The organism is Microcoleus vaginatus FACHB-2002, from assembly GCF_040004035.1.
Lineage (GTDB): Bacteria > Cyanobacteriota > Cyanobacteriia > Cyanobacteriales > Microcoleaceae > Microcoleus > Microcoleus vaginatus_C.
This window is the reverse complement of the sequence record NZ_JAMPLN010000006.1, coordinates 27,303-43,067: the sequence shown is the minus strand read 5'-3', so window position 1 is coordinate 43,067 and position 15,765 is coordinate 27,303. Positions and strand designations below refer to the sequence as shown.

The 15,765-nt window shown below is 44.9% G+C and carries 13 protein-coding genes and 2 pseudogenes; 4 read left to right on the top strand and 11 right to left on the bottom strand.

Annotated elements, in window-relative coordinates; all coding sequences use genetic code 11:
* Positions 1 to 118: 118 nt before the first annotated feature.
* The 6 genes from NDI35_RS07285 to NDI35_RS07260 all read right to left on the bottom strand — a co-directional run bounded on the left by NDI35_RS07285 (position 119) and on the right by NDI35_RS07260 (position 5,999).
* Entirely contained in the window at positions 119 to 982 is an 864-nt protein-coding gene (locus NDI35_RS07285) for a carbohydrate ABC transporter permease (protein ID WP_445312135.1), read from the bottom strand.
* A 71-nt stretch (positions 983 to 1,053) separates the two neighbouring features.
* Positions 1,054 to 1,962, bottom strand: a complete 909-nt coding sequence (locus NDI35_RS07280) for a carbohydrate ABC transporter permease (protein ID WP_006635133.1) — start codon at positions 1,960 to 1,962, stop codon at positions 1,054 to 1,056.
* A 186-nt stretch (positions 1,963 to 2,148) separates the two neighbouring features.
* Positions 2,149 to 3,465: an ABC transporter substrate-binding protein gene (locus NDI35_RS07275; protein ID WP_445312134.1), complete on the bottom strand. Its 1,317-nt coding sequence runs from the start codon at positions 3,463 to 3,465 to the stop codon at positions 2,149 to 2,151.
* A 578-nt stretch (positions 3,466 to 4,043) separates the two neighbouring features.
* Positions 4,044 to 4,196 (bottom strand): hypothetical protein, encoded by a 153-nt coding sequence (locus tag NDI35_RS07270; protein ID WP_445312133.1) that lies wholly within the window; start codon positions 4,194 to 4,196, stop codon positions 4,044 to 4,046.
* A gap of 164 nt (positions 4,197 to 4,360) precedes the next feature.
* The gene (locus tag NDI35_RS07265; protein ID WP_445312132.1) at positions 4,361 to 5,695 is read right to left on the bottom strand and encodes a DUF4912 domain-containing protein; all 1,335 of its coding nucleotides are present in this window, start codon (positions 5,693 to 5,695) and stop codon (positions 4,361 to 4,363) included.
* A gap of 145 nt (positions 5,696 to 5,840) precedes the next feature.
* Positions 5,841 to 5,999, bottom strand: coding sequence for a hypothetical protein (locus NDI35_RS07260; RefSeq protein WP_445312131.1), 159 nt, complete (start codon positions 5,997 to 5,999; stop codon positions 5,841 to 5,843).
* Between the two features lie 218 nt (positions 6,000 to 6,217).
* Here NDI35_RS07260 and NDI35_RS07255 point away from each other — a divergent pair, with 218 nt between their 5' ends.
* Entirely contained in the window at positions 6,218 to 6,418 is a 201-nt protein-coding gene (locus NDI35_RS07255) for a hypothetical protein (protein ID WP_445312130.1), read from the top strand.
* Here the strand turns inward: NDI35_RS07255 and NDI35_RS07250 are convergent.
* From NDI35_RS07250 to NDI35_RS07235, 4 genes and pseudogenes are all read right to left on the bottom strand, one after another.
* Positions 6,386 to 6,518 (bottom strand): annotated as a pseudogene (locus NDI35_RS07250) (ISKra4 family transposase); the annotation flags it as partial. The gene NDI35_RS07255 and the pseudogene NDI35_RS07250 sit on opposite strands and share 33 nt — an antisense overlap.
* A gap of 54 nt (positions 6,519 to 6,572) precedes the next feature.
* Entirely contained in the window at positions 6,573 to 8,492 is a 1,920-nt protein-coding gene (locus tag NDI35_RS07245) for a TolC family protein (protein ID WP_445312129.1), read from the bottom strand.
* A 53-nt stretch (positions 8,493 to 8,545) separates the two neighbouring features.
* Complete coding sequence (locus tag NDI35_RS07240) at positions 8,546 to 9,718, bottom strand: ABC transporter permease (protein WP_445312128.1); 1,173 nt, start codon at positions 9,716 to 9,718, stop codon at positions 8,546 to 8,548.
* 73 nt (positions 9,719 to 9,791) lie between these two features.
* Positions 9,792 to 11,306, bottom strand: a complete 1,515-nt coding sequence (locus NDI35_RS07235) for an efflux RND transporter periplasmic adaptor subunit (protein ID WP_445312127.1) — start codon at positions 11,304 to 11,306, stop codon at positions 9,792 to 9,794.
* A 332-nt stretch (positions 11,307 to 11,638) separates the two neighbouring features.
* Here NDI35_RS07235 and NDI35_RS07230 point away from each other — a divergent pair.
* Positions 11,639 to 11,803, top strand: a pseudogene (locus NDI35_RS07230) (Uma2 family endonuclease); the annotation flags it as partial.
* 71 nt (positions 11,804 to 11,874) lie between these two features.
* The gene (cysS, locus tag NDI35_RS07225; RefSeq protein ID WP_445312126.1) at positions 11,875 to 13,425 is read left to right on the top strand and encodes a cysteine--tRNA ligase; all 1,551 of its coding nucleotides are present in this window, start codon (positions 11,875 to 11,877) and stop codon (positions 13,423 to 13,425) included.
* Positions 13,426 to 13,516: 91 nt separating this feature from the next.
* Here cysS and NDI35_RS07220 read toward each other — a convergent pair whose 3' ends face one another.
* Complete coding sequence (locus tag NDI35_RS07220) at positions 13,517 to 14,467, bottom strand: alpha/beta fold hydrolase (RefSeq protein ID WP_445312125.1); 951 nt, start codon at positions 14,465 to 14,467, stop codon at positions 13,517 to 13,519.
* Between the two features lie 146 nt (positions 14,468 to 14,613).
* Here NDI35_RS07220 and NDI35_RS07215 point away from each other — a divergent pair, with 146 nt between their 5' ends.
* On the top strand, positions 14,614 to 15,726 hold the full coding sequence (locus tag NDI35_RS07215; protein WP_445312124.1) for an AI-2E family transporter: 1,113 nt from the start codon (positions 14,614 to 14,616) through the stop codon (positions 15,724 to 15,726).
* Positions 15,727 to 15,765: the final 39 nt, after the last annotated feature.

Here is a 15,765-nt window from a genome sequence, read left to right as displayed (position 1 = left end):
TGTTGTTTGACTGTTGACTGTTGACTGTTGACTGTTGACTGTGTTGTTTGACTCGTTACCAGGCACAGCCTAGGAACCAGTTCAATCTAAAATCTAAAATCTAAAATCTAAAATCGATTTATCCTTTTACAGCCCCGGCCGTTAAACCTTGAACAATGCGCCGCTGGAATACTAAAACCAGCAAAACCAAGGGCAAAGTTCCCAAAACGGTGGCTGCGGCGATCGGGCCATAAGGAATCTCAAATACTGACACCCCGCTGAGTTGAGCCGTGGCAACGGGGATTGTTTTTAGAGATTCGCGAGTCATAAATGTTAGTGCAAATATAAACTCGTTCCAAGCTGAAATAAATGTTAAAATTCCAGTTGTGACTAACGCGGGAAATGTCATTGGCAGTACGATTTGCCACAGCATTTGGAAAGTGTTGTATCCGTCTACTTTAGCCGCATCTTCCAAATCTTTGGGCAACTGTTGAAAGAAACTCCGCATCACCAAAATTGTCAGCGGCAAATTGATCGCGGTGTAAGGAATAATTAATGCTAAATAATTATTCCCTAAATCCAAAGCTTTGACAATTTCCAGCAGTCCCAAAAATAGCAGCACCGCCGGAAATAGCGTTACAATCGTCACAATTGCCAGGATGATTTTCTCGCTCCACAGCCGCAACCGGGCTAAAGCGTAAGCTGCGGGAGCGCCTACTGCTAAACACAGCAATGTTGAAGTAATCGAAACAAAAGCGCTATTTAAGATGTAAAGAGCAAACGGGCGGCGCTGGAACAGCGACAGGTAATGCTCGAAAGTAATTCGTTTGGGAATGTAGACGTTGGGAATCGCCGAAATATCTGGATTTACTTTAAAAGAAGTTAGCACCTGCCAGATAATAGGTGCGAGGAAATATGCGACAATTAAGAGCGCTGAGATTGGCAAGATTAATTGCCGGATGTTAAAGGTTTTTTTGGTGGGTTGTTCGCGGGCGATCGACATAATTTATACCAATGAAATAAAAGTGCAACTGTTGGTTATCTAAAATCCCAAATCTAAAATCTAAAATCGTCTTAGTTTCCTCCTGCTGCATTGGTGCGGGCTCTCGATAACAGGTAAGCGGCGATCGCAACTGCTGCCACTAATAGCAAAAAAGTACACACCACCAAAGCCGCCCCGTACCCAAAGTCTAAATACCTCATTACCGTGCTGTAAATGTAGATAGAAACCGTCTCCGTTGCCCCTGCCGGCCCCCCTCCCGTCATCACCTGAATCAAGTCAAAAATGCCGAAAGACTGGGCAAATCGAAACAGCAAAGCAATCACAATTTGGGGCATCAGCAGGGGAACCGTAACTTGACGGAAACTCTGCCAGCTACTCGCGCCGTCAATCGCGTGTGCTTCGTACAAATCACCGGGAATTGACTGCAATCCCGCTAGCAAAAGCAAGCTGACAAAGGGCGTAGTTTTCCACACATCCGCTGTAATTACTGCCATCATTGCCAAAGTCGGATCTCCCAGCCAGCTAATGCTATTTTGAATCAATCCTAATCGCCTCAAAATGTCGTTAATTACGCCGTATTGGTCATTAAAAATCCACGCCCAAGCTACTCCCATCAATGCAGTCGGCAGCGCCCAAGGTAGCAAGGAGATTGTGCGAACAATGCCGCGCCCTGTGAAGGATTGATTTAAGACTAAGGCAATGCCCATACCGAGAATTAATTCCAGTAAAACAGAGGCGACTGTAAATACTGTGGTGTTGCCTAAAGTTTGCCAGAAACGCCCGTCGCCTAACATTCGACTGTAGTTAGCAAAACCGGAAAAAACCAGTTTTAATTCTGTACCGAGGTTTTGGGTGAATAAACTCAGCCAAAAAGCGCGTAATATTGGGTAAGCAAATACTAGCATCAGAATTATCAAAGCTGGTGCTACTAATATCCATCCGGTTTTTTGTTCGCGCTGTCGCATCTTGTCTAATTGCATATTGTTCACCTTTATTTAATTTATTTTTGGGCGGGCTAGGAGCAACGCCCCACAATTGAATTAACTTTTTGTGGAACAGGCTGGAAAGCCTGTTCGGGCGGGCAAGATGCCCACCCCACAATAAAAAAATTCACTCTTTGTGGAACAGGCATCTTGCCTGTTTCTGACAGAGGCAAGATGTCAAATTTACGAAGCTTGGGGTTGTTTTAAACTGCCTAATAAATTGCGAGTTTCGCTAGCTGCTGCTTTCATTGCTTGTTCTGCACTCATTCTCCCGGTAAAAGCTGAACTCAAATAGCGCTGCAAAATATCAGAAGCTTGAGCGTATTGTGCCAGGGGCGGCCGCAAAGCTGGCCGTTCCACTACTTTTAGCAGTTGCGGGTAGTGGGGATATTTGGCGACTATTTCTTTGTTGGTAAACAGGGATTTGTAACTGGGAATTAAACCTGTTTCTAAAATAAATTTGCGCTGGGTTTCCTCACTGGTAAGATACTGAATTGCTTTCCAGGCTTGTTCTGGATGTTTTGAGGTTTTGGCAATTCCCCAGCCCCAGCCGCCCAAGCAGGAACCGCCTGTTTGACCGGTACTGCTGAGCATTGGCTCGATCGCAATTTTGCCTCTAACATTCGATGCTTCGGCATTTGCCAGCTTCCAAACATACGGCCAGTTTCGCAAAAACAGCGATCGTCCGTTTTGAAACAACAGCCGGGTTTCTTCTTCGCCGTAGGTGGTGACACCCGGAGGAGAAATGCCGGAGGCGATCGTATTTTTGAGAAATTCCACTGCTTTAATTGCCTCCGGTTTATCTAACCCAACTTCAAAAGTTTGCGGGTTAGCCCAGAAGCCACCGAAACCGGAGAGCACTTCGACAAACATTGCAGATACTCCCTCGTATTGTTTGCCTTGCCACAGATAACCCCAAGTTGCTTTTCCCTGTTTTTGCAAGTTTTGAGAGATTTTTACCATCTCTTCAAAGGTTTTTGGCGCTGGAATTTTCGCTTGTTCTAAAATGTCTTTGCGGTAATAAAGCATTCCGGCATCGGAAGCATGGGGAATTCGGTAAAGTTTGCCCCGATACCGCCCGCCTTCGACGTTACCTTGGATGAATTTTGATAGTTGTTCGGGGGGAATTCTGTCTGTCAAATCGCTTACCCAACCTGCGGCTGCAAATTTGGGAACCCAGACAATATCCATGTTGATGATGTCGTAGGGCGATTCGCCTAAAAGAAAGGCAGATGTGTAAAGATTTTCTATGAGGTTGGTGTCAAAAGGCCCTTCTATGAGGTTGATGCGAATGTCGGGGTTTTTCTGTTCAAATTCTTTGACAAAGGGTCTCCAGTTAACTATGTCTTGGCCTTGCATTAACATGGTGAGCACGACTGGCTGTTGAGTCAGTGCCGGCAGAATAAATAAAAGCAAGACGGCGGTTAATGTGGCAGCGAATAAGGCTAAAAGACGGGGACGCTTCTGGCTTCGTTGCTGCAGGGAATTGATTTTTTGCATTTGCTTTTGAGAAATGGCGGTGCGATCGCCTTCTTTCTCTCATAACTCGCTTTCTTTTGTTTCGCTGGATTTACCGAGTTTGTGCAATAAAAATTTAAGTAAACTTTAGCTTACTTAATAATGCTTGAGTGAAAAATGCAAATTTTGATTTAAGTAGCTCCAAGGGGAGTTAAGTAGACATCTATCTATAGAGAGATATTGAGCCAATTGTCTAAGCTAGCAGTTGTCAATTGGATGCAATAAAGTAAGGACACGGCAATGTCGTGTCCTGGGCCGGATATCTGTAATTCACTCAATTGAAAACGGCTATACCAATTTAAAAAAGTCTTGCTACCATCATCAATTTTATACCAATTATTAAAAGTCGCAGAGTCCCGCGCCCGACTTAGGCTTGGTCTAAGTCCCTACAGATGCTGGCATCCCATCTATATTTATCCCTACTTTTAAGAATGGGTATAACTTTTGTCGATCGCCCACTTGCCTGGTATTTTACCATATAGCAACCGCCATGAGGGTGAGCACATTCTTAATTGCTAAAACCCATGCAGTAAATGGATTCTTCCTTCTCTCCTAGATAACTAAAACTTCTCTCCTAGATAACTAAAATTTTCTTCCTTCTTCCTTCTTCCTTCTTCCTTCTTCCTGACATCCGTGACATCCGTTACATCCTCAGAAAGCGAATCCGTTGCCGAACTTCCTTCTTCCTTCTTCCTTCTTCCTTCTAAATACAAAAAACACCGCTCCTCAAAACAGGAGAACGGTGTATAGGGGGTGTTATGGGTTGTTGTCTGGGATTAACCTTAACAAATCATGATCGGCTGAGGCTATGCCTTGTGATGGTTAAAAAATTGGCACAAACCTGCATGATCGCCCGCTGATCGATCGACCTTTGCGATTAGCCCAACCATTCCACAACAGCATCCTGCTTGGTATTGGTGCGCCGTTCTGGGGTTTCGCGGTTGAATTTCAAGTGGATGGCGCGGTTTTGTTCGCCGTCTGCTGCTACTGCAAAAATCGGATAGTCGATTAAGCCGTCTTGGAAGGACATCTGGAAGCGGAAAGTGCCGTCAGCATTGAGTTTAATCGGCTGTCCGCCTACGTAGACGGTAGCGTCGGGCTCGGTGGCGCCGTAGACGATCAGTTCGGCATCAGCAACTAACCAGAACTGGCGCGGACGCATCGGGGCGGCGAAGCCAACACCCGACATACCGACACCGGACATACCGAAACCGGACATGGTGAGACCGGACATACCGACACCCGACATGGTGAGGCCGGACATACCGACACCTGACATCGTGAGGCCAGACATGGTGGGAGCCGCCCACATTCCGACGCCGGAGGGGAACACGTAGGAACTGAGAGCTTGTTCGTGGATGCCGACTTGCTGGACGGAACCGGCGACGTGCTGCATGGAACCGAAGACAGAACCCGCTACGCGCAGGGATTCTGCCGATTCTGCCATGCCGAAGATTTGTTCGTAGATGGCGTTGCTGGTGCTGTAACCATTGCCATTGACTGCTTGTGCGACTTTCTTGGCCGGAGGAACCAGTTCCGCGAAGGTTTTGCCCTGCAATTCTTCTTCCCAGTCGAGGGTGATGAATTGATCTTCAATCCAGTCGCTGGGATAGACGGGAGGAACGCGGACTTGGGCCGATCGAGCTAATACCAGCCAGCGGCCATCTGCACAGCGGTAGCCGATGTCTATCGCGTAGTCCCGATCGCTCACGGGGATTGGCACGTACCATTCGCGCGCCAATTCGTCGCAGGGATATTCTTGAATGCTGTGCGGGCTTTGAATGTCGAGGTTAACATCTGTAACGTCGTAGATCCGCAGGGCGAGTTGCTGTCCTCCTTGGCGACGCAATTCTTCTTTGCGATCGTTGGGAATGTCCCAGTAAGTGTAGGCCCATTCAGGGTCGCGGGGCATTAAAACAACCCGGCTTTCGCCGTAGCCGTTGGGCAAATCTGCTAAACCTTCATCTACCGACGACAAAGAACCGCCTGTTCTATCTTCTTGACCGAGTTCAAACTTTGCTGCTTCCACTGCTTCTTGTGCCTCTAGTTTGCGAGATGGGCTGTAGGAAAATTTGGTGCGCTGAATTTCTTGAATTGATGCCAGAAGTTGCGATTTCCGCATCCGGCTGTAGCGAGAGACTCCACATTCGCTAGCAACTCTGCGGAGTTGTCGCAAAGTCATCTCTTCTAATGGTGGGCGTTCTTTTGCCATGAGTTTGTTCTCCACTAATTTGGGATGGCGGGTTAGATTTTTCGTTTCAACACAAATGTGTTGACTTTTTGAGTTAGAAACTCTTTTAAATGCAAATATGATCGAGCTTCCAAATCTCTCCAACCTTATGAAGCCTTGATTGTTTTTAGCTTGTCTTATCCCCAATGCGATCGAGGGTTGTGACTTCTTGGCTTCTGCGCGCACCGTCCGAGCTAAATAAAGCTTTATCTGTCGATTCTTGATTGACAAGATCGATTTTGTGAGTGCGATCGGTGCTGCTAGCAACGCTGTGCTGGCAGCACACGCGCTATTTGACTCCCAGTGCTGCTTAATCGAAGCATTTCTTTGGGATCGCTTTGTCATGACTTAATGTTGCAGACAAGTTGCGATCGGGTCAAGGGGTCTTTTGCCTCAATCCTGGGTACTTATACGCATTTTCGGGATTTTGGGGATCAAATTGTCAGGGAATCTTGACATTCGCGAGGTTTAGGGGATCGGTGTTGAAGCCAATGTCAGGATTTGATGACAATTTGGGATAGGGGGCTTTTGATGGGTTTGGAGGGTGGGGGCGATCGTTTAGAATGGATATGTCTTTGCGAATATGACAAAGTGGAAGACTTTCTATATAATCCTTCTAACAAGAAGGCTTCGCGGGAGCATCCCGATTTTGCAAAAATATTAGACTGCAAATTAACCATTCAAGTAGGCACAACGCAGTTGTAACATTTGAGAAACACTTTCAGATTTCTACTGTGAAGAATGAAATGTTTAGCCTTGTACCTATCTGCTTGACGGCTGATTCTACCGCTCCCGATCCGATGGAGCCTGGTTGGAATTACTGACAAGTCTCATTCAATCCGATAACAACTAACTAACATCATTCTTCATTTTCAATCCTCACCTGCCAAGTCTCCAAAGTAGTACCTATTATTTTATCAAGATTTGTCAAAGCATTAAAATAGGCAATCCTCGCATTAAGTTCTGCATTTCTAGCCTCTATTAACTCCTTCTGAAAAGTCACAATCTCGATACTCCGAGAACTTCCCACTCCCAATCTTCTTTTTTCTTGCTCTATTTCTAATTGCTTTTGCGCTAACTCGCTTGACCTTTGAGCTAGTTCTACTTGCTTAAGATTCAAATTTATATCTCGAATTGCATTTCTGACCCCAACTTCCAGCTTTTGATTGGACTCCTTTAAAATATTCTCAGCTTGTAATAGCTTAATACGACTATTCTGAAAATCTCGCTCAATTCCTCTCTTTCCAAATTCGCGAGTCAAAACCAGTCCCACTCTCAAATCCGAGCTGCTGTCTGAAAGATTAGTAGCATTATTATTATTATTAATACTTGCATTTAGATCCACTTGCCATTGTCGATTATTTTCCGCTACGAGCAAGTTATATTTAGCGATTTCCCGGTCGAGCTGTACTTGTAAATAATCAGGACTATTTGACAGAGCTAATGGTAGAATCTTATAGAAATCCAGAGGGTTAGTCTGTACAGCAGCATCTTCTCTTGCTGTTATATTAAGATTGCGATCGAGGTCTAGAATTTGCAGCAGTGCTAATCTTGCCTTCTTCAGTTGCTCCTCACTAGCTAATACTGTCACTTCCTGATCTGCCACAGCTTTTTCACTTGTAAAAATCTCAACTTTTGCTAGTATTCCTGCCTCAATCAAAACCTGAGTAATCTCCAATTGCTGACGGGCAATTTCCAGAGAGCTTTGTGAAATCTTAACTCGTTCCTGAGCCTTAATCAACTCTCGATAGGTTAAAATTACTGAGGTGATTGTCTCAATTAGCGTCCCTTTCAAACTCAGAATATTTCTTTTTTCACTCAGGCGAGCAATCTCAATGGGTGCTCGATTGACAGCAACTCCAGCTCCCCTTAACAGAGGTTGGGTAAAATTTAACCTGAGATTTTGACTTAAAGAACCTTCACTATTAATGCCAAAACCATTCGCATCTTGTCCTTGTTTACCACTCCACACAAAACTTATATTTCCTCCTGTGGGAATTTTGACACTCACCTGGGCAGATAAATCGACTTCGCCAGTAGTGGCGACTCTTCCCCCATTCCTCAAAGGAATTGATGACACGGATAGTCTCGGTGTAAAAATAGGGACAAATAAGCCTTCTGCTACGGCTAAATCTTGTTTTTGGGCGATGCGTTCGAGGTATTGATTTTTGATATCTCTGTTGTTTTCTAAGCCTAAAAATACAACTTCCGGTAGTGTCAGTTCAACCCCTAATTCATCCGCTATAAATTGCTGTTGAATAGTTGGCTCTTGGCTATTTTCAGGTATGGGTTCTGCTGTTATTTCTGGATTTGGTGGAGCTTCAGAAATTACTATTGATTCTGGTTGAACAGGTTTTTTTTGAGTAGTAGAAGTTGTTAATACTTGGGAACTGGGAATTGGGGATTGGGAATGGGGAATGGGTGAGTGTTTGATTTTACTTGTTGGATTTTCGTCGGGGAATTGAGGAATAACTATTCTCTGGTTTGTAGATAGCGTTTCTCTCTGATTTGGGGGTTTAATGAGCGCCTGATTTTGCGGTGGGTTTTGGATGTGTGGGAGATGTTTTTTAGTGGTAAGTGGCAGAATTTTTGGCGGGATCGCAGATTTAGAGCTAACATCAGTTTTGACTGTTGAACTAGACTTAAAAGCAACAGCAAATATCGCCAATAGCCCACAGCTTGCAACCATAACTAGGCTAAAACGAAATATCCAAGGAATCTCGTAGCGAGCAGGGGAATCGCTATTTGGGAGATAATCTTCGTGCGGTTGCTCAGTCATGCTAACTCCAGTGATTTCTGCAAGTAATTCTATGGCGATTTCCTACGGGATGACTACCCTTGACGCAGCGCCTTAACAGGATCGAGTTGACTAGCTCGCAGAGCCGGGAAAAATCCAGCTCCTACACCCACCGCTAATGCCGCTCCTAGAGCCAAAGCTGCTGTGTTGCTGTCAAATTTATAAGGCAACTTAAAAACATCCGCAACCACCACCGTTAACCCGTGTACCGTCACAATAGCAGCAATTCCCCCCGCTAAACTCAGAATTACTGCTTCTAGAATAAACTGCAACAATATATCTCTCTGAGTAGCCCCGATCGCACGTCTCAAACCAATTTCGGGGGTACGTTCCATCACCGCCGCGATCGTAATATTAGCAATACCAACCCCTCCCACCAATAGCGAAATTACCCCCACTGCCAATAGTCCCTGTGAAGCAAGTTCCAGAATTTCCTGCTGCTCCAAAATTTTCTTAACATTGTTCCGAGTATGAACCTCTGCCTTGGGAAAGCGCTGCTTCAAAACCTTTTTTCCCTGCTTTTCCATCCCTTTAATATCTTTGAGATTGTAAGGACGCACGGAAATTCCCCCAATTGTCTGGCTACCTGTCATCGCTTTGTAAACCGACATCGACACCCACATTTCAGCTTCGATTTTGTCAGAAAAGCCTTCCTTGCTCTCCATTACGCCAACAACAATGTAAGGTCTACCGTTAGCATAAATGCGCTGATCTACAGGTTTTATGCCACCTTTAAAAAGTTGTGTCGCCAGCATTTCATCAATTACCACTACAGGTCGATAATTAGTAAAATCATTAGGGGAAAAAAAACGCCCCGCTATTAATCGCCGCCCCGATGTCAATAAATGATCTTCAGAAACAGCGAAGATATTAGTTTCCGCTTCTTCAGCCTGAAATATAACTTTTTCGTTATAACGAAACAACTTTGCTCCGCTAATCGCCTGAATTCCTTTCAGCCGATTCCGTAAAAATTCCATATCTTCTAACTTCAAACCTAAGTCATCCCAGATAATGATTCTAAATTGAGGTGCTTCTCGCTTGGCTAGTTGTTCAGCAATCACCGCGCGGCTAATGTTGCCAACTTGCAACGTTGCGCTGACCGCAGCTACACCCATGAAAACTCCGACTGTAGTTAGGGCAGAGCGCAAAAGATTGCCACTTAGGGAAATGCAAGTAAGGCGGAGGAGGTCTAAAGGAGAAAGGCTCATAAGTAATTAAAAATTAAAAATCAACATTTCGTACATTAATAAAATTAGCTGATTTGATCCTACTCTTTAATTTTTATTCCAGATCGTCACCGTCTGTTTTTTCTTTCTTTTCAGTGGTTTTTTCTTCCTGAATAGGAGTTCCTGGCTTTAAGGAAGGTTCAGGAGGGGGTATCACAACACTGTCACCTGGCCGCAAACCAGAAGTTATTTCTACCTGTGTTAATCCTTCTAAACCTAATGTAACTGACCGTTTCTGGGCTTTGCCTTGACTGTCCCGAATCCACACAAAAGGCTTAGAGTCCGATCGCACAATTACCTCTGTATCTAAAACTACTACCTTCTGGCGCTGCTGCAAAATTATCTCCACATTCACTTGACTCCCTGGAATCAAAGTCCGGGTTGGAGCATCGAGTCTTACCGTTGCAGGAACCGTTGGTTGACTGCCTTGATTAGAGTCGTCATTTCCTTTACTATCACCACTTTTAGCAAGAATATACAAGCTTTCTACTTTTCCTGAAAACTGCTTAGGATTGGGGCCAATAATGCTGATACGGACGGACTGCTTGGGTCTAACTTTAGCAGCATTGAGGGTAGAAAGCTGTAGTTTTACCAGTTCTTGTGAAGGGTCGCCTAATGTCAAAAGCTCTGTTCCCCGCGTCACTCCGTCGCCATTTTTAACTTGAATATTAAGTACCTTGCCATCAATAGATGCAGTCACCATATTGTTTTTTAGTTCCTGTTCTTTTTCTCGGTACTCAAGCAGAGAGCTTTGGAGACTGCGGCTATTTGTAGCAACATCTAACTGAGCTTGTCGCACTACTGACTCAGCAGCGCTCGCTTTTTCCTGAAGTTCTTGCTCTTTATCTTGTCGCTGCATTTGCCGACTTTTGAGGTCGAGCAAATCGGTGTTGATTTGAGACTGTGCCTCTCGTAAACTGACTTTAGCCTTGCGAACTTCGTCTTCTTGGGAGCGCACGTCATTTCCCGGAATATAACCTCTTTCAAATAATGCTTTTTGCTCCGTAAGTTTCCGCTCAGCAGCAGCCAAAACCACCTCCGCGTCAACAATTTTTTTGCGATTATTTGCTAAGGCAATTTCCTGTTTTTTAATTTCTAATAAATCGTTATTTTGCCCGGATTTATAATTTTGAAGTCTTCCTTGGGCGATACTGAGCGTTTCCTGGGCTGCGACAAGTTTTTGGCGTAAGCTTTCTAGAGTGAGTTTTTCTTTTTGAATCACCAACTCTTGCTTGGTGAGAATTGTTTGTTTTTGGGGGTTACGAAGAGTGATTAAGTTCTGACCAGATGTGATATTTTGCCCGATTTTTACTAACACTTCATCAACAGTACCATCAACGGGAGATTTAAGAGTTTGTTGACCAGCCAATTCAATAGTGCCGCTTTCATTAAGCGTATCTTCAATATCGCCAATTTTGACGGGTATCAAGCGCACTCCTATGGGTTCGGGAGGTCGGTTTTGATATAACCCGTAGGCAAATAAGCCGCCGCCGATGCCTAGAGTGAGAAAACTAGACCACAGTAGCCATTTGACTCCTGTTTTGAAACTATTTTTTTCTTTATATTTCACTGTCAACTCCTCCCCTACAAACTGTAAATAACTGTTAAGCGTGCGCGATCGCCCTTTAACTGTTTTGGTTACTGTTTGGATAAAAAAATGGCAACTTTGGGGCTGAGATATTCTAGCATCTGTTGACGTACTACTTTCTCTCTTCCCTTCTAAGGTCGCTCTTTCTTCTGAATCATTGCGTTCTAAGTCTGACAACCTGGAACCATTGCCAGAAAAAATGCTGGAATATAGCCTTTCTCAGTAACATGAGGTGCTCTTGGGGATTGGGCATCGGGCATAAAAGCATGGGGCATCGAACTAGCCCGTGTATTTCACTTTCTTGAGAACCGCTCTACATCGCAAATGGAGCCATTTTGGGATGGTTAATCGATGGCAAAAACCAGAAAGTTGAGATATACAGACAAAATCAGGCTGTGGAAATATTAGATAATCCCAGCACTTTGTCAGGGGAAGATGTGTTACCGGGATTTGTCTTAGATTTAACAGATGTTTGGTAATGACACCGAAAGATTCACCAACCGCAATATAATAAATTAGAGCAGTACATCAATCCCAAATCTCAAATCCCATGCCCCTAACGCTTTACAACAGCTTGACCCGTCGCGAATCACCTTTTGAGCCCCTCGAACCAGGAAAGGTGCGGATGTATTGCTGCGGCGTTACGGTATACGATTACTGCCACGTCGGCCACGCCCGCGCTTACATTGTTTGGGACATGGTGCGCCGCTATCTGATGTGGCGAGGATACGATGTGCGCTACGTGCAGAATTTTACAGATATTGACGACAAAATTCTCAACCGCGCCCGCGAAACCAATTCCACAATGGAAGCCGTAGCGGAACGCTTCATCGATGAATATTTTGTAGATATGGACAAGCTGAATATTCTCAGAGCCGATGAATATCCCCGCGCCACCCATACAATCGACGGCATTAAACGGCTGATTCACGAATTAGAAAATAAAGGTTATGCCTATGCGTCTGGCGGCGACGTTTACTACAACGTGAGGCAATTTCCTGATTACGGAAAACTTTCGGGCCGCAAGTTGGAAGAAATGCAGGCAGGGGCTAGCGGTAGATTGGAAACCGCAGAAATAGAATCTCAAAAAAAGCAAGATTCGTCAGATTTTGCTCTGTGGAAAAGTGCTAAACCGGGAGAACCTGCTTGGGATTCATCTTGGGGAAAAGGTCGTCCCGGATGGCACATTGAATGTTCGGCGATGGTGCGCGATTGCTTGGGCGAAACTATTGATATTCACTGCGGCGGTTCCGATTTAACTTTTCCCCACCACGAAAACGAAATTGCTCAATCTGAAGCCGCGACGGGCAAGTCACTTGCTAAATATTGGATGCACAATGCTTTTGTGACTGTCAATGGCAAAAAGATGTCGAAATCTTTGCACAATTTTATTACAATTCGCGATTTGTTGGATGGGAATTGGTCGGGTGATTGGGAATTTAACCCCCCCCAGCCCCTCCTTGGTAAGGGGGGGAGTAAGAATGAAGGAAGCGAGAAGTCAAAAGCGGTGGAACCGATGGTGGTGAGGCTGTTTGTGTTGATGGCGCAGTATCGCAGTCAAATTGATTTTACCGAAGACGCGATCGCTAGCGCTCGAAATGGCTGGCACACTCTTAAGGAAGGCTTACTTTTTGGCAGTCAACACGGCTCTAAACTGGGTTGGGATGTTGAGAAAATTGATAAATTGACAGGAGAAGATAACACCTTAGTCCAGCAATTTCAAGCAGCTATGAATAATGATTTCAATACTCCCGGCGCTTTGACTGTTTTGTTTGAATTGGCTAAGGAATTGGGCAAGGAAGGCAATGTTTTAGTGCATCAAGGCAAAACACAAACTTCACCGGAATTGTTGCAGCAAAAATGGCTGACTTTGGTGAATTTGGCTGGGGTTTTGGGTTTAGAAGTTCAGCCGGAAAGTGATAGCAATGATGCGGTTGACGGTTTGAGTGCTGCGGAGATTGAGGCGATGATTCAGAAGCGGAAAGATGCCCGAAAGGCGAGGGATTTCGCTGAGGGCGATCGCATTCGCAACGAACTTAAGGATCGGGGCATTACTTTGATCGATCAAAAAGATGGTACAACCATCTGGCACCGGAGTTGAAATTTAGAGTTTTTTAACCGCAGATGAACGCGGATGAACGCAGATGAAATTCCATCCGCGTTCATCGGTGTTCATCTGCTGATATCTGCGGTTAAAAACTCCCATTCACAAACTCCGCAACAGCCGCGACAAATTCTGCGGTTGATTCATAGGGCAAAACATTGCGCCCCGGCATTAATAAACCTTCCGCATTGGGAAAAGTTGTTAAATATTGCGCTAATCTTTCATCCGGTTTCTCTTCCTTACCCGCTTGACTGATGCTTGAGGCTTTTTCTCCCATCACAACGAGTACGGGGCGATCGAACTTTTGAATCGTACCACTATAATCCTGGCGCCAAAACCCCGCTAAAAACGAGAAAACCGCGTGTCGGCTGTCAGGATTCGCCGCCCCAGCCTGCAAAGCATCCAACCATTCGCTGTCAACTTGTGCCGCATCGCCAAACAGTTGTTTCGCAGAAAAAGAGCGCAAAAAATCAGCGCGTCTGGCGTAGCGGTAAAAAGCGTTTCCCAAGGGAGAATCTAACAAATTCCAGACAATTCTTTGCTGTCTTTCTGTCGAATGTTTGTTCATGACAGCCCAAGCGGGAGGCCCGGCGAGGACTAAGCCGCGAATTAAATTTGAGCCGCTTTCCTGCTGCCTTTTTGCTAAAGCCAAGGCTACACATAGTAAAGCACCTTGTACGAGGACGATCGCAGGTTTTTTGACTACAGTTTCCAAGAAATACTGCAACTGTGCGGCCCAATCGTCTGGATAGCAAGCCACAGCCGGCATTTCGCAATCGCCGCAGCCCAAAAGGTCGGGATTGTAAATCGGATTACTGTTCCCTGCTTTGTACCAACTCTCACAAAATCTATGCCAAAAGATTCTTGACAAACCAACTCCTATCGGATGAATTAATAACAAAGGGATGCTATCTTCTGTCGCAGTAGTTGGGTTATAAACTTCATAAGCACAACGGTAATTTTGCCATTCGTAAAAGAGCGTTGGTGATTTTATAGACGAAAGGGTGGAGAAATCTTGGGTTGAATATTGCGGTTGCATATTATTTTTTTTTGAACCGATGTTACTTTTTATTATAATATGAGTAGGTGCGGGTTTTACCCGACATATATTTGGTAAATGAGAATATAAATAAACCCGCCCTGCGGGATGACATAAGCGCCAATACAAACCTTGATTACTTAATTATGTCAGAACAGCGGATTACCATTTCTTTACCTAACTTGCTGCTAATTGTAGCATCGTCCTTGCTGCTAGTGCTGCTGTGGCAATTGCGGAGCCTGCTAGTAATTCTGATGATATCAGTCGTGCTGGCTGCTTCGATCGTCCCTATTGTTAATTGGGCCCAAACGATGCGGGTTCCGCGCTGGCTGGCGGTGATTATGGTTTATTTAACTCTCATCGGTGGATTTAGCGGGACGGTAGTGTTAATCGGCCCCACGGTAATCGAACAAATAGAGTTACTGCTGCGACAGTTACCACTCTATGTTGAAAGTTTGCGAACTGTGGCAACTAATTTATTGAGTCGCCTAACCGACGATGCCCCAACCTTGGTGGGTCAGTTGGTGGACACTCAATCGCTGACTAATTGGCTGATTCGATCGAGTCAACAACTGGTTTTGCGATCGTACAGTTTAACGAGAGGCATTCTAGGCGGGGTCTTCAGCCTAGTGTTAGCATTATTTATTTCAGGTTACATGGTAGCCGACAGCGACACATTAATCAAAAGTGTGGTGCAATTTTTCCCTAAACCTTGGGACACAAGATTAGCCGCACAAGCCGCGCCAATCGGTCAAAGAATGGGGAGTTATATTCGCGGGCGAGTGTTAGTTTCGGCCATTTTAGGGATATTTATTACCACAGGTTTGAGCATTTTGGGAATGCCGGAATTTGCTTTAGGCTTGGGTGCGATCGCAGGTGTTACCAACTTGATTCCCTTCATCGGCCCAGTGTTGGGAGCAGGACCAGCATTAATAGTAGCATTAGCTAAAGGTGGCTGGGTACTTTTGTGGGTATTACTGTTATTTGTAATTATCCAGAATTTAGAAACTTACGTACTCGATCCTTTGCTGGTTGGTTCATCGGTTGGTGTGCATCCTTTATATCAATTGCTGTCTGTCTTGGGAGGCGTTCAAGTATTAGGAATTATTGGAGCTGTAATTGTGCCGCCTTGGTTTGCGGGAGTGGCAGCTTTGATTGAGAACTTGTATTTAAAACCGAAACTTAGGAGCGAACATCGAGAGGCAATAGATCAGGCTAAAAATAATTCTGACTTGCCACCTCTGACACCTTCAGCGTGACAGCAACTTACGCCTTGAGAATTCAACACAGTAGACTCC

Bases quoted from the DNA above. Each gene is read 5' to 3' on its own strand.
- NDI35_RS07285 (WP_445312135.1), bottom strand. From the start codon at position 982: ATGTCGATCGCCCGCGAACAACCCACCAAAAAAACCTTTAACATCCGG.
- NDI35_RS07280 (WP_006635133.1), bottom strand. From the start codon at position 1,962: ATGCAATTAGACAAGATGCGACAGCGCGAACAAAAAACCGGATGGATA.
- NDI35_RS07275 (WP_445312134.1), bottom strand. From the start codon at position 3,465: ATGCAAAAAATCAATTCCCTGCAGCAACGAAGCCAGAAGCGTCCCCGT.
- NDI35_RS07265 (WP_445312132.1), bottom strand. From the start codon at position 5,695: ATGGCAAAAGAACGCCCACCATTAGAAGAGATGACTTTGCGACAACTC.
- NDI35_RS07255 (WP_445312130.1), top strand. From the start codon at position 6,218: ATGACAATTTGGGATAGGGGGCTTTTGATGGGTTTGGAGGGTGGGGGC.
- NDI35_RS07245 (WP_445312129.1), bottom strand. From the start codon at position 8,492: ATGACTGAGCAACCGCACGAAGATTATCTCCCAAATAGCGATTCCCCT.
- NDI35_RS07240 (WP_445312128.1), bottom strand. From the start codon at position 9,718: ATGAGCCTTTCTCCTTTAGACCTCCTCCGCCTTACTTGCATTTCCCTA.
- cysS (WP_445312126.1), top strand. From the start codon at position 11,875: ATGCCCCTAACGCTTTACAACAGCTTGACCCGTCGCGAATCACCTTTT.
- NDI35_RS07220 (WP_445312125.1), bottom strand. From the start codon at position 14,467: ATGCAACCGCAATATTCAACCCAAGATTTCTCCACCCTTTCGTCTATA.
- NDI35_RS07215 (WP_445312124.1), top strand. From the start codon at position 14,614: ATGTCAGAACAGCGGATTACCATTTCTTTACCTAACTTGCTGCTAATT.